This is a genomic window from Agrobacterium albertimagni AOL15 (genome assembly GCF_000300855.1).
Taxonomy (GTDB): domain Bacteria; phylum Pseudomonadota; class Alphaproteobacteria; order Rhizobiales; family Rhizobiaceae; genus Allorhizobium; species Allorhizobium albertimagni.
Genome location: NZ_ALJF01000023.1, coordinates 248,208 through 269,492, shown reverse-complemented (window position 1 = coordinate 269,492; position 21,285 = coordinate 248,208). Strand labels below are relative to the sequence as shown.

General features: G+C 61.5%; 20 protein-coding genes and 1 tRNA gene. 11 read left to right on the top strand and 10 right to left on the bottom strand.

Annotation, left to right across the window (positions count from 1 at the left end; all coding sequences use genetic code 11):
* Positions 1-25: 25 nt before the first annotated feature.
* Complete coding sequence (locus QWE_RS23210; RefSeq protein WP_006728623.1) at positions 26-811, bottom strand: competence/damage-inducible protein A; 786 nt, start codon at positions 809-811, stop codon at positions 26-28.
* A gap of 186 nt (positions 812-997) precedes the next feature.
* On the opposite strand from QWE_RS23210, the gene wrbA reads away from it, so the two are divergent.
* The 6 genes from wrbA (at position 998) to QWE_RS23180 (ending at position 5,167) form a co-directional block, all read left to right on the top strand.
* Entirely contained in the window at positions 998-1,594 is a 597-nt protein-coding gene (gene wrbA / locus QWE_RS23205) for an NAD(P)H:quinone oxidoreductase (RefSeq protein WP_006728622.1), read from the top strand.
* Between the two features lie 164 nt (positions 1,595-1,758).
* Positions 1,759-2,022 (top strand): PilZ domain-containing protein, encoded by a 264-nt coding sequence (locus tag QWE_RS23200; RefSeq protein ID WP_006728621.1) that lies wholly within the window; start codon positions 1,759-1,761, stop codon positions 2,020-2,022.
* An 83-nt stretch (positions 2,023-2,105) separates the two neighbouring features.
* A tRNA-Leu gene (locus tag QWE_RS23195) sits at positions 2,106-2,191 on the top strand.
* 194 nt (positions 2,192-2,385) lie between these two features.
* Positions 2,386-3,420 (top strand): ABC transporter substrate-binding protein, encoded by a 1,035-nt coding sequence (locus QWE_RS23190; protein ID WP_006728620.1) that lies wholly within the window; start codon positions 2,386-2,388, stop codon positions 3,418-3,420.
* Between the two features lie 143 nt (positions 3,421-3,563).
* Positions 3,564-4,352: an ABC transporter ATP-binding protein gene (locus tag QWE_RS23185; protein WP_006728619.1), complete on the top strand. Its 789-nt coding sequence runs from the start codon at positions 3,564-3,566 to the stop codon at positions 4,350-4,352.
* Complete coding sequence (locus QWE_RS23180; protein WP_006728618.1) at positions 4,349-5,167, top strand: ABC transporter permease; 819 nt, start codon at positions 4,349-4,351, stop codon at positions 5,165-5,167. The genes QWE_RS23185 and QWE_RS23180 overlap by 4 nt, the downstream gene beginning before the upstream one ends.
* 30 nt (positions 5,168-5,197) lie before the next feature.
* Here the strand turns inward: QWE_RS23180 and QWE_RS23175 are convergent, their stop codons facing one another.
* Together QWE_RS23175 and QWE_RS23170 are read right to left on the bottom strand one after the other, a co-directional pair.
* Positions 5,198-5,797 (bottom strand): hypothetical protein, encoded by a 600-nt coding sequence (locus QWE_RS23175; protein ID WP_006728617.1) that lies wholly within the window; start codon positions 5,795-5,797, stop codon positions 5,198-5,200.
* Positions 5,798-5,892: 95 nt separating this feature from the next.
* Positions 5,893-7,347, bottom strand: a complete 1,455-nt coding sequence (locus QWE_RS23170) for a TrkH family potassium uptake protein (protein ID WP_006728616.1) — start codon at positions 7,345-7,347, stop codon at positions 5,893-5,895.
* 132 nt (positions 7,348-7,479) lie between these two features.
* On the opposite strand from QWE_RS23170, the gene ilvA reads away from it, so the two are divergent.
* On the top strand, positions 7,480-8,694 hold the full coding sequence (ilvA, locus tag QWE_RS23165; protein ID WP_420804579.1) for a threonine ammonia-lyase: 1,215 nt from the start codon (positions 7,480-7,482) through the stop codon (positions 8,692-8,694).
* Here ilvA and QWE_RS23160 read toward each other — a convergent pair.
* Positions 8,687-9,676, bottom strand: coding sequence for an alpha/beta hydrolase (locus QWE_RS23160; protein WP_006728614.1), 990 nt, complete (start codon positions 9,674-9,676; stop codon positions 8,687-8,689). The two genes, ilvA and QWE_RS23160, sit on opposite strands and share 8 nt — an antisense overlap.
* A gap of 112 nt (positions 9,677-9,788) precedes the next feature.
* On the opposite strand from QWE_RS23160, the gene QWE_RS23155 reads away from it, so the two are divergent.
* Positions 9,789-10,109, top strand: coding sequence for an HlyU family transcriptional regulator (locus QWE_RS23155; protein ID WP_006728613.1), 321 nt, complete (start codon positions 9,789-9,791; stop codon positions 10,107-10,109).
* Positions 10,110-10,268: 159 nt separating this feature from the next.
* The gene (gene amt / locus QWE_RS23150) at positions 10,269-13,448 is read left to right on the top strand and encodes an ammonium transporter (RefSeq protein WP_420804576.1); all 3,180 of its coding nucleotides are present in this window, start codon (positions 10,269-10,271) and stop codon (positions 13,446-13,448) included.
* Between the two features lie 62 nt (positions 13,449-13,510).
* Here amt and QWE_RS23145 read toward each other — a convergent pair whose 3' ends face one another.
* On the bottom strand, positions 13,511-14,122 hold the full coding sequence (locus QWE_RS23145) for an FMN-dependent NADH-azoreductase (RefSeq protein WP_006728611.1): 612 nt from the start codon (positions 14,120-14,122) through the stop codon (positions 13,511-13,513).
* Between the two features lie 129 nt (positions 14,123-14,251).
* On the opposite strand from QWE_RS23145, the gene QWE_RS23140 reads away from it, so the two are divergent.
* Entirely contained in the window at positions 14,252-15,193 is a 942-nt protein-coding gene (locus QWE_RS23140) for a LysR family transcriptional regulator (RefSeq protein WP_006728610.1), read from the top strand.
* 64 nt (positions 15,194-15,257) lie between these two features.
* Here the strand turns inward: QWE_RS23140 and QWE_RS23135 are convergent, their stop codons facing one another.
* The 4 genes from QWE_RS23135 to QWE_RS23120 all read right to left on the bottom strand — a co-directional run bounded on the left by QWE_RS23135 (position 15,258) and on the right by QWE_RS23120 (position 18,748).
* Positions 15,258-17,246 carry a bifunctional 2',3'-cyclic-nucleotide 2'-phosphodiesterase/3'-nucleotidase gene (locus QWE_RS23135; RefSeq protein ID WP_006728609.1) on the bottom strand — a complete coding sequence of 663 codons (1,989 nt, stop codon included), beginning with the start codon at positions 17,244-17,246 and terminating at the stop codon, positions 15,258-15,260.
* A gap of 104 nt (positions 17,247-17,350) precedes the next feature.
* Positions 17,351-17,689, bottom strand: a complete 339-nt coding sequence (locus tag QWE_RS23130; protein WP_006728608.1) for a PilZ domain-containing protein — start codon at positions 17,687-17,689, stop codon at positions 17,351-17,353.
* A gap of 166 nt (positions 17,690-17,855) precedes the next feature.
* Positions 17,856-18,191, bottom strand: a complete 336-nt coding sequence (locus tag QWE_RS23125; protein WP_006728607.1) for a PilZ domain-containing protein — start codon at positions 18,189-18,191, stop codon at positions 17,856-17,858.
* 95 nt (positions 18,192-18,286) lie between these two features.
* Complete coding sequence (locus tag QWE_RS23120; RefSeq protein WP_006728606.1) at positions 18,287-18,748, bottom strand: Lrp/AsnC family transcriptional regulator; 462 nt, start codon at positions 18,746-18,748, stop codon at positions 18,287-18,289.
* 158 nt (positions 18,749-18,906) lie between these two features.
* Here QWE_RS23120 and ald point away from each other — a divergent pair, with 158 nt between their 5' ends.
* Complete coding sequence (gene ald / locus QWE_RS23115) at positions 18,907-20,025, top strand: alanine dehydrogenase (protein WP_006728605.1); 1,119 nt, start codon at positions 18,907-18,909, stop codon at positions 20,023-20,025.
* Between the two features lie 109 nt (positions 20,026-20,134).
* On the opposite strand, the gene QWE_RS23110 is transcribed toward ald, so the two are convergent.
* A complete protein-coding gene (locus tag QWE_RS23110) occupies positions 20,135-21,232 on the bottom strand; it encodes a catalase family protein (RefSeq protein WP_006728604.1) in 1,098 nt (365 codons plus the stop codon).
* Between the last annotated feature and the right edge of the window lie 53 nt (positions 21,233-21,285).

Genomic DNA, 21,285 nt, shown 5'->3' with positions numbered 1-21,285 from the left:
GCTTGAGGCGCGAAGGATCGCGCGCTCAGGCGACCTCGCCGGTGCCGAGATCGCGGGTGGCGGCTGCATCCTTCTCGTTTCGGATCGCCTCGATCATTGCCTCGACATCGGCCGCTGCCGCATCGACAACCGCCTGATCGCGCGCCCGGACGATCAGCTCGGTCGAGAAGCGCCGGCCGTCGAAATGCGGATAGGAGCCGATCGAGGTTTCCGGATGGGCCTTCTGGATCGCGCCGAGTGCCGTGCCGATATCGCCTTCACCGAAGGGGCAGGCGATCGAGCGCGACAGCACCCGCTGGCCGGCCGGAAGTGTCTCGATCACATGCGCCATCATCGCCTGGAAGACCTGCGGCACACCGGCCATGACATGCACATTGCCGATAATGAAGCCGGGCGCGGTCGAGACCGGGTTCGGGATATGGCGGCTGCCTTCCGGCATGCGCGCCATGCGCTGGCGGGCCTCGGTGAATTCGAGACCTCGGCCGGCATACATGTCGCCGAGCAGCTTCATGGCGTCGGGATCGTGAAGGCAGGGCACACCGAAGGCTTTCGACACCGAATCCGCTGTGATGTCGTCATGGGTCGGGCCGATGCCGCCTGACGTGAAGACGTAGGTGTACTTCGAACGCAGCGCGTTGAGGGCATCCACGATTGCGTCCTCTTCGTCGGCGACGATACGCACTTCCTTCAGATCGATGCCGGCAACGGTGAGGAGATCGGCGAGATGTCCGATATTCTTGTCCTTGGTGCGGCCGGACAGGAGTTCGTCGCCGATGGCGAGCATCGCGGCGGTCTGGATCGTGGAGGTCATGGATTGGGTCCTTGGGATGGGCAGGCTGGGAGACACGTTACCGTTTTGTGTCCGCGAAGAGAAGTAAAGGCACTCATTGATTGAACACTGCGTTCCTGCAGCCGCGACTGGTCGCCACCGTGGAATGCGCTACATCTCGCTCATCCAACAGCGCGGCGGGGCCGCAGTTTCAAAGGGAGATACGACATGGCCAAGGTTCTGGTTCTCTACTATTCCGCTTACGGTCACATCGAAACGATGGCCTATGCCGTTGCCGAAGGCGCAAAGTCGGCCGGTGCCGACGTCACCGTCAAGCGCGTTCCGGAACTCGTGCCGGAAGATGTCGCCAAGGCTTCCTACTACAAGATGGACCAGCAGGCCCCGATCGCCGACCCTTCCGAGCTCGACCAGTATGACGCCATCATCGTCGGCGCCGGCACCCGTTACGGCACGGTCGCCTCGCAGATGCGCAATTTCTGGGATCAGACCGGTGGCCTCTGGGCCCAGGGCAAGCTGACCGGCAAGCTCGGCTCGATGTTCACCTCGACTGCGACCCAGCATGGCGGCCAGGAAACCACCATCATGGGCTTCATCCCGACCTTCCTGCATCACGGCATGGTCTATGCCGGTCTGCCCTATGCCTTCCAGGGCCAGATGGGTGTGAGCGAAGTCATGGGCAACTCACCCTACGGCGCCTCCACGATCACGGCCGGCGACGGTTCGCGCCAGCCCTCCGAGATCGAACTCGAAGGTGCCCGCTATCAGGGCGCCCATGTGGCGAAGCTCGCTGCAAAGCTGGCCTGAGCATAGAATTGACTGTTGTCAAAAGGCGGGGCGCAAGCTCCGCCTTTCTTCGTTTCTGCGACAGCTGTGCTGCCCGATCGTTAAAATGTGACCGCTGGATTGAAGCCTTTGTTGAGCGCTTCGGCGCATTCTTGCGGTTGTAAGGCCTGAAAGGATGCATGCCCATGGAACAGCCAGATCGTCGTCGTCAGCCCCGCCTTCGGGCGCTCAAAGCCGGCCGCGCCATTCTCCCCGGCGGCCATTCCACCTTCGACTGCATGATTCGCAATCTCTCGCCGCTCGGCGCCAAGGTGAGCTTCGAATCGACCGCCGACATTCCCCCTCAATTCCGCTTGCGTCTCGAGGACGGCACGACCCATGACTGCGCGGTTAAATGGCGCAGCCCCCGCGAGATCGGCGTCGAATTCCTGGATGCGCTGGCGAGCTGAGTGATCGATGACACGGGGCGGGCCACAGCATTGGCCCGCCACCCTTGACGAGTCCGCCGATCTGATCGAAACAGGGCCCGCACGCGGACGTGGCGAAACTGGTAGACGCAAGAGACTTAAAATCTCTCGGCCTTAGGTCATGCGGGTTCGATCCCCGCCGTCCGCACCATCCTCATTGCTATTCATTTGTTAGCGCTGGCCCGATCGCATCGATGGGGACGATTGAACGCGTGTGTCTCTTTGGGCTCAATGCGCCAAATTTGTGCAGATCGATTTTTGACGAAAGTTTGAGCATTTTCCGCTTTGCGGGTTCCGCGTTTCCTGCTTTGATGCGCCCATCAAAAACAAGGGGAGCTCAAATCCATGATCACAAGACGTCTCTTTTCGGCCGCCGTTCTCGCAGCCGGGCTGATGGTCGGCGTGACGCTGCCGGTCGGTCAGGCGCATGCCGAGACGGCCATCAAGTTCACGCTCGACTGGAAGTTCGAGGGTCCGGCCGCCGGCTTCCTGCTGGCGCTGGACAAGGGGTATTTCGCAGCGGAAGGCCTGGATGTGACGATCGATTCGGGCAATGGCTCGGTCGAGGCGATCCCGCGCGTCGCGACCGGCGCCTATCAGATGGGCTTCGGCGACATCAATTCGGTGATCAAGTTCCTCGATGAGGATCCGAGCCAGAAGGTCAAGGCCGTGATGATGGTCTATGACAAGCCGGTCTTCTCGGTCGTCGGCCGCAAGTCGCTCGGCGTCACCGAAGATCCGAAATCGCTCGAAGGCAAGAAGCTCGGCGCGCCGCCGCCGGATGGCGCCTTTGCCCAGTGGCCGGCCTTCAAGCAGGCCGCCGGTATCGACGACAGCGGCATCACCATCGAATCGATCGGCTTTCCCGTGCGCGAGCCGATGCTTGCCAAGGGTGACGTCGACGCCGTCTTCGGTTTTGCCTTCTCCGTGATCCTGAACCTGAAGGCGCAAGGGATTGCTGACGACGACATCGCCACCATCCTGATGGCCGACAATGGGCTCAATCTCTATGGCAACAGCGTGCTGGTGAACTCCGACTTCGCCACCGAGAACCCTGAGGCTGTGAAAGGCTTCCTGAAGGCGCTCGCCAAGGGCTTTGCCGATGCCGTTGCCAATCCGGAAGAGGGTGTCGCCGCCGTACTCAAGCGCAACGAGACGCTGAACGCCGACATCGAGAAGGAACGTCTCGAAATGGCCAATGCCATGAACATCAAGACGCCCTATGTCGTCGAAAACGGTATGGGCAGCGTCGACATGGCGCGGCTCTCCGCCTCGATCGAGACGCTGAAGGTGTCCATGGGCCTGAAGGGCAATGTCGCGGCCGAGCAGGTCTTCGACGGCAGTTTCCTGCCGGCCAAGGAAGAGCGGATGCTGCCTTGATGGTCTCACCCTCCCTTTGAGGGGGAGGGTCGAACCGCAGGTTCGGGGTGGGGTGACCTTTCGCGAGATCACCCCACCCGCTGCTTCGCAGCGACCTCCCCCTCAAGGGGAGGTTGGGTAATGCAACATTGACCGGAGCCCCGATGTCCCACCTCGTTTCCATCGACAATGTCGACATGCGCTATGGCGGCGCGGACGGTACGCTGGCCGTGTCCGGCCTCACCATGCGCGTCGACAAGGGCGAATTCTCCGCCGTGGTCGGCCCGTCCGGCTGTGGTAAGTCCACCCTGATGAAGCTCGTGACCGGGCTGCACATCCCGCAATCCGGTGTCGTCATCGTCGCCGGCCAGCAGGTGACCAAGCCGGTGTCGATCGTCGGCATGGCCTTCCAGAACCCGACCATGCTGCCCTGGCGCACGACGCTCGAAAACATTCTCCTGCCGCTCGAGATCGTCGAGCGGCATCGCCATCGCCTTCGAGCCAACAAGAAGGAATATGTCGAAAAGGCCGAAAACCTCCTCGAGATCGTCGGCTTGAAGGGTGTCGGCTCGAAATTCCCCTGGCAGCTCTCCGGCGGCATGCAGCAGCGCGCTAATCTCTGCCGGGCGCTCATCCACGAACCGGAACTGCTGATGCTCGACGAGCCCTTCGGCGCGCTCGACGCCTTCACCCGCGAGGAGCTCTGGTGCGTCATCCGCGATCTGCATGCAGCCCAGGGCGTGACCATCGTGCTCGTCACCCATGACCTGCGCGAGGCGGTCTTCCTTGCCGACCGGATCTTCGTGATGAGTGCCAGACCCGGCAAGGTGGTCAAGGAGCATACTGTGCCCTTCGCGCGGCCGAGGGATCTGGAACTGATGTACCAGACCGAATTCAACGACATGGTGCATGTGCTGCACGGCGAAATCGCAAAGGCGAGGGTGGCGGCATGACGATGACGATCGAGACAGCGCCGACCCGGCCGGTGGTCAAGCCCGTGATGCAGCGCATCAACTGGGTGCGGGCGGCACCCTTCCTCTACACGCTGGCGCTCTTCGCCATCTGGGAACTGACGGTCCTTGCACTCGCCATGCCACCGACCATCCTGCCGGCACCATCACGCGTCTTCGAGGCGGTGGTGCAATACTGGTCGCCGATCTGGAAGAACTCGCTGCAGACCCTCTACACGACGACGCTCGGCTTCCTGATCGCGGTCGTGGCGGGCCTGGGGCTCGGGCTGTTCATCGGCTGGTCTAAGTCCATCTATGCCGGGCTCTACCCCCTGATGATCGGCTTCAACGCCATCCCCAAGGTGGCGCTCGTGCCGATTCTTGTCATCTGGTTCGGCATCGGCACCGTGCCGGCTGTGTTGACCGCCTTCCTGATCTCCTTCTTCCCGATCGTCGTCAATGTTGCGACGGGCCTTGCCACCATTGAGCCCGAGACCGAGGACGTGCTGCGGGCGCTGGGCGCCAGGAAGCTCGACATCATGCTGAAGGTCGGCATTCCCCGGTCGATGCCCTATTTCTTCGGCTCGCTGAAGATAGCGATCACGCTCGCCTTCGTTGGCTCTGTTGTCTCGGAGACGGTGGCCTCGAATTACGGCCTCGGCAACATGATGAGCTCGGCCCAAAGCCAGTTCAACGTGCCCTTGGTCTTTGCCGGGCTCCTGGCGCTCGCGGTCGAGGGCATCGCCATGTATGCACTGATGGCCTGGCTCGAAAAGCGCATGACCGGCTGGGCGCACCGCTCGACCATGGCGAATTGATCTGACACGCTGAACGCCCGATGTGGGCGTTCAGCTCTTGCCCTTGAGCGTGAAGGGCAGTTCGAAAGGCGTCGAGCGTTCGGCGATCACGTCGTTCACGGTATAGCGTAGCACATAGGCACCGGGCTTGGCGCCATCCACGTCGAGCGTCAGATGGGTGTAGATCTCGATCGCATCCGAATGGCCGGTGAAGGTGAAATTGCCGAATTCCTTTTGCAGCGCCAGCGTCTTGCCCTTGTCGTCGGTGAGTTCAAGGTCGACCGTGAAGCGGGATTCCCGCTGGTTGTCGGGCGCCGGGCGCCATTTGAGCCCGGCCACCTCGACATAGGTGATGAGCTTCTCGCCGGTGGCGAAAACCGGCTCTGATTTCTCAGAATAAGCCCTGTAGGCCTTCGGGACTTCCGTGATGAAGACGGCGCGGGGGACCGTCAGCGGCAAGCTCTGGCTGAAAGCTGCAAGCCCTGAGCGCATCGCCTCGAAGGCACCCTTTGCATCGTTCTGTGCCGCGAGTTTCTCTGCCTCGATCGCCGCGTCGAGAAGCGGGCCGGCCTTGACCGGTGCCGCAAAAAGAAGTGCGCCGACGATGGTGACGGCAAGGTCGCGGGCAGGGGCTTGGTATTTCAGAAACACGTGATTCTCCGGCTTTGATTCAGCCGGAGTGTGGGAAGAACAAAGCCCGGGCGTCAAGCGCGGAGCGGTTCTCTGCGATCACGAAGGCCTGATGCTCAAGACCGCCAGAAGATCGGTACCAGCAGAACCATGACGGTCAGCACTTCGAGACGGCCGAGCAGCATGGCAAGCGACAGGATGTAGAGTTCGGGATCGTGCATCGTGGCGAAGTTGCCGGCCGGGCCGATCAGCGAACCGATGCCGGGGCCGACATTCGAGAGCGCCGTGATGACGGCAGATGAGGCGGTGGCAAAATCGTAGCCGGCAAGCGCCATGGCAAGGCTGCCGATCACCCAGATGAAGATATAGGCGCTGAAGAACAGGAATACCGCGCGCTGCGTGTCGGCATCGACGATCTGGTTTCCGTAGCGGACGGAATAGACGGCATTCGGATAGATGAGCCGCTTCAGCCCCGTGACGATGATGTTGAATATGATGACGAAACGATAGGCCTTGATGCCGCCGGCCGTCGAGCCGGAGCAGCCGCCCATGAAGGTGGCGAAGAAGGCGGCCGCGACCGCGAACGGCCCCCACATGGTATAGTCCTCGCTGGCATAGCCTGTCGTCGACAGGATCGATGCGAAATTGAAGAAGGAATGCGAGAGTGCCAGCGGCAGGTCCACGCCGTTGCGCAGATGGTTGTAGAGCGCAGCAGAGACGGCGAAGGCCGAGAGATAGCCGAGGAAGACGAGGATCTGCGGATCGCGCAGCGCGTCGAGGCGCCCCTTGATGAAGAAGACGATCAGGATCGAGAAGGGCAGGCTGCAGACCGTCATGAAGAAGGTCGCGATCCAGCGCAGTGCATAGCTGTCGAAATAGCCGAAAGAGGCGTCGTGGGTGGAGAAGCCACCGGTGGCGATCGTCGTCAGGGCGTGGTTGAGCGCATCGAAATGGCTCATGCCGAAGACATCATAGGCGATCATGCAAATCAGGGTAATCGCGACATAGATGGCGACGAAGGCGCTGGTAAAGGTGGCGATGCGTGCGAACGGCTTGTCCGCGATATCGGAGGATTCCATCTTGAAGAAGGAGACGCCGCCCACGCGGAGGAATGGCAGCACGAACAGGCCGAGCGCGACGATCCCGATGCCGCCCAGCCATTGCAGCAGCGAGCGCCAGACGAGGAGACCGGGCGCCATGTCGTCCAGTCCGGAAAGAACGGTCGAGCCTGTCGTGGTAATGGCTGAAACCGATTCGAACAGGGCCTGGGCAAAAGTGAGGTCGAGCTGAGAGAAATAGATCGGGATCGCACCGACCAGCGAAAAGGTGGCCCAGAGCACGTTGACGAGCAGAAAGCCCATGCGCTTGGAGAAGGCCGGCGGCGGCCCGCGCGTTGCCATGGCTGCCGTGACCGACAGACCGCCAACCATGGCTGCAGACACCGTAAAGACAGACCAATGGGGATCGCCATAATAGAGGTCCACCATGGCCGGGATCAGCATGGCGGTGGCCAGATAGAGCCCGCACAGGGCTGCGATATAGACGACGGAGCGGAGCAGATTGGTATTCAAGGAATGACTTCCGTCTGTTGCAACGCAAAGAGGCTTTGTCTCTGCCCGATGTCTATGCCATAGCGGGGCTCTGTCCAAAATTCAACGGAGGCTGACGTGACCCCCGATCAGGTCGACCAAGCGCTTGAAGCCATGCGCGGGCTTTTCCCCGAGACGCCGCTGCAACTGAACGAGCATTTGAGCGCCCGTTACGGCGCCAATGTCTATCTGAAGCGCGAGGACCTGACGCCTGTTCGCTCCTACAAGATCCGGGGCGCCTTCAACTTTTTCCGCAAGATCGTCGCCGACAGCCCCTCCGGCACCACCTTTGTCTGCGCCTCCGCTGGCAATCATGCCCAGGGATTCGCCTATGTCTGCCGCCATTTCGGCGTGCAGGGCGTGGTCTTCATGCCGGTGACGACGCCGCAGCAGAAGATCGACAAGACCCGCATCTTCGGCGGCGAATTCATCACCATTCGCCTGATCGGCGATATCTTCGATCAGTGCTATCAGGCGGCACGCGAACATGTCGAAGCGATCGGCGGCTATATGGTGCCGCCCTTCGACCATCCCGATATCATCGAGGGCCAGGCGACGGTAGCGGCTGAAGTGATGCAGCAGCTGCCGGAAGGCGTGACGCCTGATCTCGTCATCATGCCGGTCGGCGGCGGCGGGCTCTCGTCGGGCATGACCGGCTATATGGCCGGCAAGGTTTCGCCCGAGGCGATGATCTTCTGCGAACCCCAGGGCGCACCGAGCCTGAAGAAGAGCCTTGAAGCCGGCAAGGTCGTCACGCTGCCCAAGGTCGACAATTTCGTCGATGGGGCAGCCGTCGCCCGGATCGGCGACCATAATTTCGGAGCGCTGAAGGCCTTCCGCCCTGACCAGGTGCTGATCGTACCGGAAAACGCGATCTGCGTGACCATGACCGACATGCTGAATGTCGAGGGCGTGGTGCTGGAACCAGCAGGGGCGCTGGCACTGGCGGCCCTGGATCTTCTGCCGCGAGTCGCCTTGAGCGGTCGAACGATCGTCGCCGTCGTCTCCGGCGGCAATTTCGATTTCGAGCGTCTGCCGGACGTCAAGGAACGCGCCATGCGTTACGCCGGCTTGAAGAAATACTTCATCCTGCGCCTGCCGCAGCGTCCAGGTGCGCTGCGTGACTTCCTCAATCTGCTCGGGCCCGAAGACGATATTGCCCGCTTCGAGTACCTCAAGAAGTCGGCGCGCAACTTCGGCTCGATTCTGATCGGCATCGAGACGGGCAAGCGCGAGAACTTCGCAGAGCTCTTCGACCGTTTCGATCAGGCAGGTCTCGGCTTCGAGGACATCACCGAAAACGAGATCCTCGCCAACCTCATCATCTGATACCTTGGCCAGCGAGCCAGTCCAGGATGATCTTCGCGATCGGCTCCGTGGTCTCGGGCGAATAGGTGTCGCCGGCGATCACATGGTTGTTGGCGTCGCCGGTCGGGCCTGGATCGATGAGTACATGATCGGCGCCCCAACGCGCCGCAATCGCCGCCGTCTTATCCGGCCGGACAACCTTGTCCTCGGCCGACTGGAGGAAGAGGGCGGGCACGCGGATCTCCTCTACGGGTGTGTGGTTGGCCAGCCGGACCGATTGCGCCATGGGAATGAGCGCGGTTACTGGATAATTCGTCGTCCAGTTGTGCGCGTTGAGCGGGCTGATCGGTTCGAAGCCCGTGCGCTCGCCGATGATCAGCCGGGCGAGAGAGCCCCCGAACGGACCGGTCAGCAGGAAGCTGCCGGAAGCCTGCACGCCATAATTGGGTGAGAGGAACACCGAAGCTGCGACTTTGTCGGCAAGCGACGGGCGGCCGAGCGCCCAGGTGACGAGCGAGGCACCGGTGGACGTCGAGATGATGACGACGCGGTCGCCCAGACGTTTGCCGATGGCGAGTGCTTCGCCGACATCTGCCGCCCAGTCATCGATCGTCGCGAGGCCCAAGGCGTCGGGATCGTCGAGACCGTGACCGGTAAGACGGGTGAGAAAGAGATTGGCGCCGAGTGCTTGTGCCACGAGGTCGGGCAGGGGGCGGACTTCCGCCGGCGAGGCGGAAAAGCCGTGCACATAGATCACTGAGACCGGCGTCTTCTCTTTCCGGGCGGGATCCGCCCAGACGATCTGCTTGGCAAGCCCTTCGCGGATGCGGCCAGCTTCACTCTCGCTGTCGGCGATCAGGACATCAAGCGAATCGAGCGGCGTTTCTGCGCCGATCTTGGCCTCGCGTTCTAAGGCGAGCACCGGTGGTCTCAGATAGAGAGAGACGATAGCCGCGATGCTGATCAGAACGAGTGCAAGCAACAGGCCCATGACGATCCGCATCCCTCTGTCTCCGGTAGCCTTCCCGACCGAAGCGGACTGTATCACGCCATGATGACTCGGGAAGAAAACTGCCTGCTCTTCCTCGCCGGGCCTTGCTGTGCTAGGTCAGGCCATGTCTATCCTGTCCAGCATCCTCTCTATTTTCACCGGCGGTTCTTCTTCCGAAACTGCCGCCAAGCCAATGGCAGAGCCGCAGACCTACAAGGACTGCGTCATCCACGCCGAGCCCATGCGTGAAGGCAGTCAGTATCGTCTGGCCGGTCGCATCGAAAAGACCGTGGACGGTCGGGTGCTCGAGCGGAAATTCATCCGCGCCGATGTCTTCACCTCGCTCGATGATGCCCTCGACTGCACCTTCCGCAAGGCGCAGCAGATCGTCGATCAGAATGGTCCGGCGCTTTTCGGGGACGGCGAGGAAACCCGCATCGTCTGATGATGCACTTCAATATCGCGAAGAAATGTTTCTTCGCGATCACCGAATGTTAATGATGCACCGCAACACTGAACCCTGAAATATTGTCCGGGTTTTCCAGTGATCATTGCGTTTCGCTCCATTTCATCCCTTGCTTTTCACGGCTTGGCAGCGAGCCTCGTGTTGGGCTTTCCCCTCCCGGTTCATGCGGCAGAGGCTGTCACTGCCCAGACCGCCAAGGCCTCTGCGGATCTCGCCTGGTTGATGGCCGCCGCCGGCATGGTGATGATGATGCAGGTGGGATTCCTGCTTCTTGAAGCTGGCATGGTGCGCTCGAAGAATTCCATCAATGTCGCTCAGAAGAACCTCCTGGATTTTGTCTTCGGCGTTGTCGGCTTTGCAGTCGTCGGTTTCATGCTCGCTTTCGGTCGCTCCGGCTTCCTGCCGGTCGGGCTCGATCCTGACTATTTCCTGCTGCAGGGCCTCGACAGCTGGCTGGCCGGGTTCTTCGTCTTCCAGGTGATGTTCTGCGGCACGGCGGCGACCATCGTCTCCGGTGCCGTCGCCGAGCGCATGACCCTCTCGGCCTATGTGCTCGGGTCGATCATTCTGTCGACGCTGATCTATCCGATTTTCGTGCACTGGGTCTGGGGAACGGCGATCGGGCCGAATTCAGGAGCCTTTCTCGCCAATCTTGGCTTCGTCGATTTCGCCGGCTCCACGGTGGTGCATGCCACGGGCGGCTGGGTAGCCCTTGCTGCCTGCCTGGTGATCGGCGCGAGACGCGGACGTTTCGATGCCGAGGGACGCCCGGTACGGCTTGCCGGTAACAATCCGGTTCTGGCGACCACCGGTGGCCTCATCCTGTTTTTCGGCTGGATCGGCTTCAATGGCGGCTCCACCCTGGCGGCCAATGCGGATGTGGCGCCGATCATTCTGAATACCGTGCTGGCTGGCGGCATGGGCACCTGCGTCGGCTATGTGATCGGTGCGAGGCAGGATGGTGTAGTGCTGCCGGAAAAGGCGCTGTGTGGCATGCTGGGGGCGCTGGTCGCCGTCACCGCGGGCTGCCATCTCCTCGAGCCGGGGGGCGCTCTTCTCACGGGCGCGCTTGGGGCCATCGTTGCCATTGTCGGCAACCATTATGTCGAGGAAAAGCTGAAGGTCGACGATGCCGTCGGCGCCGTCGGCGTCCACGCTTTTGCGGGTGTCGCGGGAACCCTCGCGCTTGCACTTCTGGCGCCGGTCGATCGCCTGCCGCTCGGCGGACGATTCGATCAGTTCTACATCCAGCTTTTTGGTTCCGCGCTGAACTTCTACTGGGCCTTCGGCCTCGGCTATGCCTTCTTCTGGACGCTGGACAAGCTCGTGCCCGTTCGCGTCACGGCTGAGGCTGAAGACATCGGCCTGAATGTTGCCGAACATGGGACGCGGCTTGGCGTCGGCCATGTCGAGGACGCCCTGTCGAAGCTTGTATCCGGCAAGGCCGATCTTGGCGACCGGTTGCCGGTCGATCAGGGCGACGAGGCCGAGAAGCTGACCCGGCTGTTTAACCACCTGATGGACAATATCCAGCACCAGGAACGCAATCGCAGCGCTCTTGAAGCCCAGGTCCGGGATCAGGAAGAGGCGGAACGGGTGACGGCGCTCGCCAACGCTACCTTTGAAGCGATCGTCATGCACGAAGGCGGGGTGATCATCGACGGCAATGAGCAGTTCGAGGTGCTGACGGGTAGAAAAATCGCGGATCTCATCGGCACGTCGATCCACGATCTTGTTGATCAGCCCGGGCGGCGCATGCTGATCGAGGATCCCAATCCGGCGCCCGACGTGTCGCGAGAGTTCCAGATCGTTCGAGCCGACGGGTCAACCATCCCGATCGAGGCTCGGGGGCGCAACATCGAATATCGCGGCCGGCATATTCGGATCAGCTGCCTCGTCGATCTTCGTGAGCGCAAGGCCGTCGAGAGCCGCATGCGCCATCTCGCCCAGCACGATCCGCTGACGGGCCTTGCGAACCGTGCGCTGTTTACCGACACGCTCGCTGCCCATGTCGAGCAGGCAAATGACGGATGGGGCTGCGGGGTTCTTCTGGTCGATCTCGACCACTTCAAGGACGTCAACGATCTCTACGGGCACCCGGCCGGCGACGAGGTGATCAAAGAGACGGCGCGTCGCCTGACTGCGGCACTCGGCCCCGCCGACATGGCGGCTCGCTTGGGCGGTGACGAGTTCGCGGTCATCCTCGGCAATTGCCATTTCGAGGCTCAATGCGAAGATTTCGGCCGCCGCCTGGTTGAGGCCTTCCGGCAACCCTTCGACACCGGCCAGGGCGAACGCATCAAATGCGGTGTCAGCATCGGTGGCGCGCTCTGCCCCGAACATGCGGGTGAGCTCGACGAACTGATCGGTCGTGCCGACATCGCCCTCTATCATGCCAAGAAATCCGGCCGGAACACCTTCAGATCCTACCGCAAGGGCATGGACGAACTGATCGAGAAGCGACGCGCACTCGAAGCCGATATCGAGCGAGGACAGGAGCGCGGCGAATTCGAGCTCTATCTCCAGCCTCGGGTCTCGGCATCGGATGCGGCCATCGTCGGATACGAGGCGCTGGTGCGCTGGAAACATCCGGAGCGGGGCATGGTGCAGCCGGGTGATTTCATCCCGGTCGCCGAGGTCTCCGGCAAGATCATCGAGCTCGGGGAATGGGTGCTGATCGAGGCCTGCCGTCTGGCAACCGGTTTCCCGCAGCATCTGCATATCAGCGTCAACGTCTCGCCGGTGCAGTTCCGCCATCCGCAGTTTCTGGAGCGGATCGAAGCTATCCTCGGCGAATCGGGTGTTTCGCCGCATCAGCTGGAGCTTGAGATCACGGAGAGCGTGCTGATCGACGACGATCAACGGGCACGCCTCATTCTCGGCCATCTGAAGAAGTTGGGCTTGAGGATTGCGCTTGATGATTTTGGCACCGGCTATTCGTCGCTCAGCTATCTGAGCCGCTACCCCTTCGATGTGATCAAGATCGACCGCAGCTTCGTGTCAGCCCTCGGAACCGAGGAGACGGCGGACGCCATCGTCCGCACGATCATCGATCTCGGCAGCGGGCTCGGCATGCGGGTCGTGGCGGAAGGTGTGGAGACGGTGGACCAGGCGCGTTATCTGAGCGTGGCGGGCTGTGACGAGCTCCAGGGCTATCTGCTGGGCCGGCCGCAGCCGGTCGACAGTATCGCATACGAGGTCAGCGCGGAGATAGTCTCGGAACTGACCAGCGTCGCGCGGCTTCAAGCGCACCGCGACAAGCGGCTGTCCCAGGCGGGGAACGAGACAGCGCTCGCCTTGGCTGCAAACGGCAACTGAAGGTCCTTGCCGTTTGCTGAATGAGGGCGGCAGCGCGGCTGCCGCATTGGAGCCTTAACGGATCAGGCGGCGCGCGCCAGTTCCTCGACCTTTGCCTTGGCAGAAGCCACGGCCTTTTCGGCGGCTTCCGGACCGTATGCCACGCCTTCGACATAGACAGTCTCGACCAGCTCGATGCCAAGGAAGCCGAGCACCGTCTTGAGATACGGTTCGGCATGGTTCATCGGGGCGCCTGGGCCGGATGAGTAGATGCCGCCGGCGGCGAGCACCAGATAGGCCTTCTTGCCCTTGGCGAGACCGACCGGGCCGTTTTCCGTGTAGCTGAAGGTCAGGCCGGCGCGAGCGATGTGGTCGATCCAGCTCTTCAGTGACGAGTAGATGTTGAAGTTGATGAGGCCGGTGCCGATGACGATCGTGTCGGCGGCCATCAGTTCCGCGACGAGCGCGTCGGACGTGGCGACGGATGCGGCCTCTTCGGCGGTACGTGCATCAGCCGGCTTGCGGATCGCGGTGGTGAAGGCGCCGTCAACGTGGTCGAGCTGGGTTTCGACAAGGTCACGACGGACCAGCGTGCCGGTCTCGCCGGCGAACTTCTCGGCGAGCTCGGTGGCGATCGCGTTCGAGAGGGATTCCGAGCCGCGCGGGCTGGAGGTGACGAGAAGGATGGAAGACATGTGCAATTCCTCGAATGGTGGTGGGCCCTTGGGAGCAGGCCTGCCATGCATCTATGTCCGAGCACGCATCAATAAAACTGTGATAATCTAGATTGGTCATATCGAATAACTGGATGGATGCCCGATCGAATGGATGCAAATCCCACTCTCGACCAGTTGCAGGTCTTTCTCACCGTGGCTGACACCGGAAGTTTTTCGGCGGCCGCCCGGCAGCTCAATCGCGCGCAATCGGTGGTGAGCTATACGATCGGCAATCTGGAAAGCCAGCTTGGCGTCACGCTGTTCGAGCGGACAGGCACGCGGCAGCCCAGGCTGACGGAAGAGGGCAGGGCCATGCTGACCGATGCCCGCCGGATCGTCGGCGATCTGCAGGTGATGCGGGCCAAGGTGCGCAGCATGCATCAGGGACTGGAGGCGGAACTTTCGGTGGCGATCAGCGTGCTCGTCCCGACCGGCGCCATGCTGGCGGTGCTCCGCGAATTTCAGCAGCAGTTTCCATCCGTTTCGCTGCGACTGGAAGTCGGCGAACTCGGACGGCTAGTCGAACTGGTAATGAGCGGCAAGGCGACCATCGGCATTGGCGGTGCGCCGACCCGGCAGGACGACACGCTGATCGTCGATCGGATTGGCCACAATTTTCTTCTGCCCGCGGCAGCGGCCGATCATCCGCTCGCTAAGCGCAAGGCCACGCTGTCGCTGCAGGACGTGCGCGAGGAGACCCAAATCGTCGTCAGCGACGCTTCGGATCTGACGTCGGGGCGTGATTTCAACGTGCTTTCCTTCAAGACCTGGCGGGTGAGCGACATGGCAACGAAACATCAGCTGATCCGTGGCGGTCTCGGCTGGGGCGGGCTTCCGGCCTCGATCATCCGCGAAGACATGGCAAGCGGCCGGATAGTGCATCTCGATCTGCCGGCCTATGAGCAGGGCTCCTACAATCTCTACGCCATCAGGCGGACCGACAATCCGCCTGGGCCTGCCGGCACTTGGCTGATCCGGGCGTTTGAAGAACAGCTGTCGAATTGCCCCATGGATTTGGCATCTCCGCCAGCGCTTGCCACAGAAGTTTAAGGAATCGATTCAACATCTTGAATCGATTCCTTTCTTTTTGAGCGATTGCGCCCTCTGCCGTGGCTCAGAGCGTCAGGCGGAACTTCGCAAATCCTTCCGCCGCTTCACCGGCATCCTCGATCTGGCCGCCCTTGAAGTCGGCGAGGAAATCGCGCGCCTTCGGGCCGGTCTCGAAGACGACGGTGGTCTCACCGATCGGTGCGAAGGACCAGTTGCCGTCGGCCGACGGATTGATCGTGCCTTGTTCGACGATGTAGCGGACGATGATGTCGCGGTTGGTATCCGGGCCGACGAAGATCACCTTGTCGGAGGCGATTTCGGGGAACTTGCCGCCGCCACCGGCGCGGTAATTGTTCGTCGCGACCGCGAAGGTCTGGCCGGGATCGATCGGTTTGCCGTCGAACTGCAGGTTGACGATGCGGCTTGCTTCCGGATGCAAGACCACGCCGTCCTTGTCGTAGCGGGCGGGCTGGGTGAGGTCGATCTGATAGGTCACGCCATCGATGACGTCGTAATTGTAGGACGGGAAATCCGGATTGATCAGGGCCGCATCCTTTGCGCCCTTCTCGATCTGGTTGAAGATGCCGGCCGACATTTCCAGCCAGTTCTTCACCTGCTCGCCGGTGATCGCCACGGCCTGAATGGTGTTTGGATAGAGATAGAGGTCGGCGACGTTCTTGATCGCGATATCGCCTGCGGGGACGTCGGTGAAATAATCGGCGCCGCCGCGACCACCGGCCTTGAATGGGGCCGCCGCCGACAGCACCGGCAGACCCTTGTGCGGACCGTCTTTGAGCATCTCCTTGATGTACCAGGACTGGGCAATCGAGACGATCTGGATCGACGGATCGTCGGCGACCAGCGCAAAATAGGAATAGAGCGGCGCGGACGTCTTGCCGACCGGTGTTCGCACATAGTCGAGCGTCGCCTGATGCTCTGTCGCGACCGAGGCGATGACCTCCGGCTTATCCTGGACGTCGGCCACGACCTTGCGGTTGTCGTCGCGGTGGTAGATCGGCCGTGCCTCGCAGGTGAAGTCTACGATCTTCCAGCTCGAGCCGTCCTTTTCGAGAAGCAGGTCGATCAGGCCCATATGCGAGCCCCAGAAGCCGGCCATGACGGCGGGCTTGCCAAGCAATGTGCCTTTCACGGCATCCGCACCCGGCACGTTTTCGAAATCCTTCGGTCCGGGGAAGACGAGGTGCTGGTGGCCGGTGAAGATCGCATCGATGCCCTCGACACCGGCAAGATAAAGCGAGGCATTTTCCATGCCTTCGCTCTCGCCATGGCCGTCGATCCCGGAATGCGAGAGCGCAATCACGATGTCGGCGCCATCCTCCTTCATCTGCGGCACCCAGGCGCGGGCCGCCTGCAGGATGTCGCGGGTCATCGCCTTGCCTTCGAGGTTCTTCGCATCCCAAAGCATGATCTGCGGCGGCACGAAGCCGATGAAGCCGACCTTGATCGGGCTGGTTGCCCCCGATCCGTCGCGGATCTGCTTTTCGATGATGTGGTAGGGCTTGAAGTAGAGCGGGTCCTGCTTCGGATCGGAAGCGAGTTGCCCCTTGGCCAGGTTGGCACAGACGAAGGGAAACTGCGCACCCGCCAGCGTGTTGAACATGAAGTCGAGGCCGTAGTTGAACTCGTGATTGCCGAGCGTGCCGCAATCATAACCGAGCACGTTCATCGCCTTGATGACGGGATGCACGTCGCCAGGCTTCATGCCCTTCTGATAGGCCATGTAATCGCCCATCGGATTGCCCTGCAGGAAGTCGCCATTGTCGATCAGCATCGAATTGCCGGCTTCGGCGCGGATCGAATCGATCAGGCTTGCTGTGCGCGAAAGGCCCATCGTGTCGTTCGGCTTGTCGGCATAATAGTCGTAAGGCAGCACGTTGACGTGGATGTCGGTGGTTTCCATCAGCCTGAGATGCGCCTGGTTGCCATTGGCACGCGCCGCAAAGGGATGAAGCGTGACGAGAGCCGCCGATGCGGCAATACCGCTCAAGAAGGAGCGGCGGGAGATCGGATGGAGATCGAGCAAAGACGGCATGAGGGCCTCACGAAGAACAGGTTCTGAAAGCGACGCAGGTTAGGTCGCTTTCAAGAGGCTTGCACCTCTAAAATGACAGGGATGAGACGTTGCCCTCTCTTGGCTCAGATCGGAACGAGGTTACGGGGATCCCGATGGAAGTGGCGGAAATAGGCGTTGACCTGCGCAACCGCATTGGTGGTCTGCTCGAATTCGAGCCCCATCTTGCCGGCGCGGTACCAGCGGACGGTGCATTCGATATGGCCGAGTTCGGCGCAGCTGACGGTCACGGTTGCCCCGCGTTTGGCTTCGATCCAGCCCTCAAGATGCAGGGCCATGCCGGTTCGGGAAATGTCGAGAATACGGACGTTGAGCTTCTGGCCGATGAATTCCAGCGTGCCCCTGATGTGACAGCGGATACGGTAGCTTCGGCGGCCGTCCGGATTGAGTTTGGCAGCAAGCATAAAATTGCGCTCCGTCAAAGTGATTGAAAGAAACGCAGGAAACCTCGGCCAGGCGCCTTAACGGCATCTGGCCAAGGTCATTAGAATGCGAGCGACCTCCTCAGGAGATTTTGGGTGTTTTGCCGGTTATGCGGGGTGTTTACCGTTAACTTTGCGTCCGAAGGGCTCAGCCGCGCAGGACCGGCCGCACTTCCTGATGGTAGTTGCGGAAATAGGCCGCGACCTTGGCAATCGAATTGCTGTTCGGGCGGAACATGATGCCGATACGGCCGCCATAGTTCCAGCGGACAACACCTTCGAGATGCCCGATATCCTCGTTTTCGATGGTCACCTGACTGCCGGCGGCGGCGGTCAATTTGGTGGCGAGTTCGAGCGCGAGGCCAGTGCGTGAGATGTTGATCACGCGCGCATCTGCCTGCTGCTGAAAATAATGGATCTTGCTGTCGAGCCGGCAACGGCTGCGGGGTGATTTGCGAACATCCATACCGAGATTATTGCTCATGATGCCGTCCTGAATACAAAAAGGAATGGCATGACCTTACGCAGCATCCGTAAGAACGGCCTAAAACAAATCATTAGGATTTTCAGGATTCTCGATCAAAGACCTACATTGGGACGTTCGATAATTTCGCGAAGCGCAAAGCTCGAATTGATCTTCACCACATGCGGAAGCGCCGAGAGCCAGTCGCGGTGGATGCGCTCGTAGTCTTCGAGATCCTTGGCCGCGACCCTGAGAATATAGTCGTATTCGCCCGACATCAGATAACAGACAAGCACGTTCGGACAGCGCTTCACGGCGGCCTCGAACTCGGTGAGGGTCTTGGCGAACTGGCCGGACAGCGAGATGTGCACGATCACCATCATCTTGTAGTCGATCGCCTTGTGCGACAGGCGCGCATGGTAGCCGCTGATCACGCCCGATTTTTCCAGCATGTCATGGCGTCGCGAGCAGGCTGAGGGCGACAGGCCCACCGTTTCGGCGAGCTCCGCATTGGTCATCCGGCCATTCTCTTGAAGCGCCTTTAGAATGGCACGATCAATGGCATCCAGTTCCGCCATTCGTAGATTTCTCCGTTTTGCAGTCGTCTGACGCAAGAAGCTGCGAATTGTCTGATGTCCCAGGCTTCACTTTGCAAGGACATTTTGCGCGGAGAGTGTTTGAATTTCGGTATCTGAAACAAAGCAGCGCAGGCTGCGAATAAAAGAGAGGAACGCTTATGCGTGTCGGTTGCCCGAAGGAAATCAAAAACCATGAATACCGTGTGGGTCTGACCCCCGGTGCCGTCAGAGAATATGTGGCACATGGCCATGACGTCCTGATCGAAACGGGCGCAGGTGCCGGCATCGGCGCAGACGACCATGCCTATATCGCCGCTGGCGCGAGGATCGCAGCCTCGGCAAAGGACGTCTTCGAAAAGTCCGACATGATCGTCAAGGTCAAGGAGCCGCAGCCCTCCGAATGGGTGCAGCTGCGTGAAGGCCAGATCCTTTATACCTATCTCCACCTCGCGCCGGATCCGGACCAGACCAAGGGCCTGCTTGAGTCGGGCGTCACAGCCATTGCCTATGAAACCGTGACCGACGAGCGCGGCGGCCTGCCGCTGTTGGCCCCGATGTCGGAAGTCGCCGGACGCCTGGCAATCCAGGCGGGTGCGACGGCCCTGCAGAAGGCCCATGGCGGCCGCGGCATCCTGCTCGGCGGTGTGCCGGGCGTCTTGCCGGCCAAGGTCACCGTTATCGGTGGCGGCGTTGTCGGCCTGCATGCGGCCAAGATGGCCGTCGGTCTCGGCGCCGACGTCACAATCCTCGATCGCTCGCTGCCGCGTCTACGCCAGCTTGACGACATCTTCGGCGGTCGCGTCCACACCGTCTACTCCACCATCGATGCCCTTGAGCAGGAAACCTTCTCCGCTGATCTCGTCATCGGCGCAGTCCTGATCCCCGGTGCGGCTGCCCCGAAGCTGGTTACCCGCGAGATGCTGTCCGGCATGAAGAAGGGCGCTGTCATCGTTGACGTTGCCATCGACCAGGGCGGCTGCTTCGAGACGTCCCATGCCACGACCCATTCCGACCCGACCTACGAGGTCGATGGCATCGTGCATTATTGCGTCGCCAACATGCCGGGTGCTGTTCCGATCACCTCGGCCCATGCGCTCAACAATGCGACGCTGGTTCATGGCCTCGCGCTCGCCGATCGCGGTCTGCGGGCGATTGCCGAGGATCGCCACCTACGCAACGGTCTCAATGTTCACAAGGGCCGGATCACCAACAAGCCGGTCGCAGAAGCGCTCGGTTACCCGGCGCATGCACCGGAAGTCGTGCTTAACGTTGCGTAAGGCTGCACTCTCCGGTCGCCTCACGTTGCGTCAGGTCCGCGAATGTAACGCGTAAAGCGGCCGATCCGGGCCGGCCTTCCCATCGGCCGGCCCGTTTTTTATTCAGTGATCAAGGCAGTTCGGGCCGGCTCTTCGGCTCATGCATCGGACAGCCGATCAAGGCGCTGCGTTTGGCGGCTGCGACGGGATAGACCTCCCGGCGGGCACGCATGACATTGCCGAGAGGCCGATGCTGCTCGATGCCGCGCCACGGACGGAAGGTCAGCCCGTCATCGACGGCGCGCGAGCGACCTTCCGACCAGCCCGTCTGCGGCGCAACGCTGATGGTCGCGATTTCCAGATAGGGGCTGTCTTCTTCGGGCCAGACGACGGAGGCATCCTCGATCGGCTGGGTCTCGAGATTGCGACAGAGCTGCGCGCGCAGGGTCCATTCTCCGCCATCGCGTGCCATGACCTCGGCGACCGCTTCGCGCAAAACATCGGGACCTTCGGATAGATCGATCCTGTCGTCAGTGAGGCGTTTGAAGCTCTCGGACCGCGGCACGATGTCGAGCTTTGCCACGTAGTCGCCGAAGCGCAAGGGAACCTGGGTGTAGCAGTGCTCGCCGAGCGGATGGGTCTCGGGATAACCGCCCATCGCTTTCAGCGCCCCGGCATCCGCCCCCATGGCCTCCAGTCCCCGGACGATCGGCCTCAGGATCCAGCTGAGCGCGCTCTTGGCCCATTCGACCCTGTCCGTGGTGCGGGCGATCAGTTTGAGGTTCTTGGCAAAACCGGCGGCATCCGGTGCGGCAAAGGCCGGCGCCGAAGCAAACAGGAAGTCCTGCGTCACATCGCCTTCACTGCCCGGCAACCGCGTACCCTCGACATCGAAGAGCTTGATCGCAAAGCCGCGCGGAAGCGAAACGCTGTCGCGCAGCGGGTCGCCGGGAATGGTCGATATGCGGATGATAGCAGGATAGGTCCGCCCTGGTTCGGCGAAAATCCCCTGGCGCAGTTCGGCCGAAAGATCCGGATGGACGGTGACGGTGGCTTCGAGCAGGGCATGGCTCTTGGCATGCACGCTGCGTTGCGCATGCCCGAGATCTTCATGCGTCTTGCCGATGATGTTGAGCATGCTGTCCTTGATCTCTTCGATCGCCTCCTTTTCGTCGGCGGAAGGGGTTTCAAGATCGGCATGGTAGCGGATGGGGGATTGATGCGGCATCGAGTGCTCCGTGGGGATGTGTTCCGGGGGAGGGAACGCGGGCCGCAGCCGCG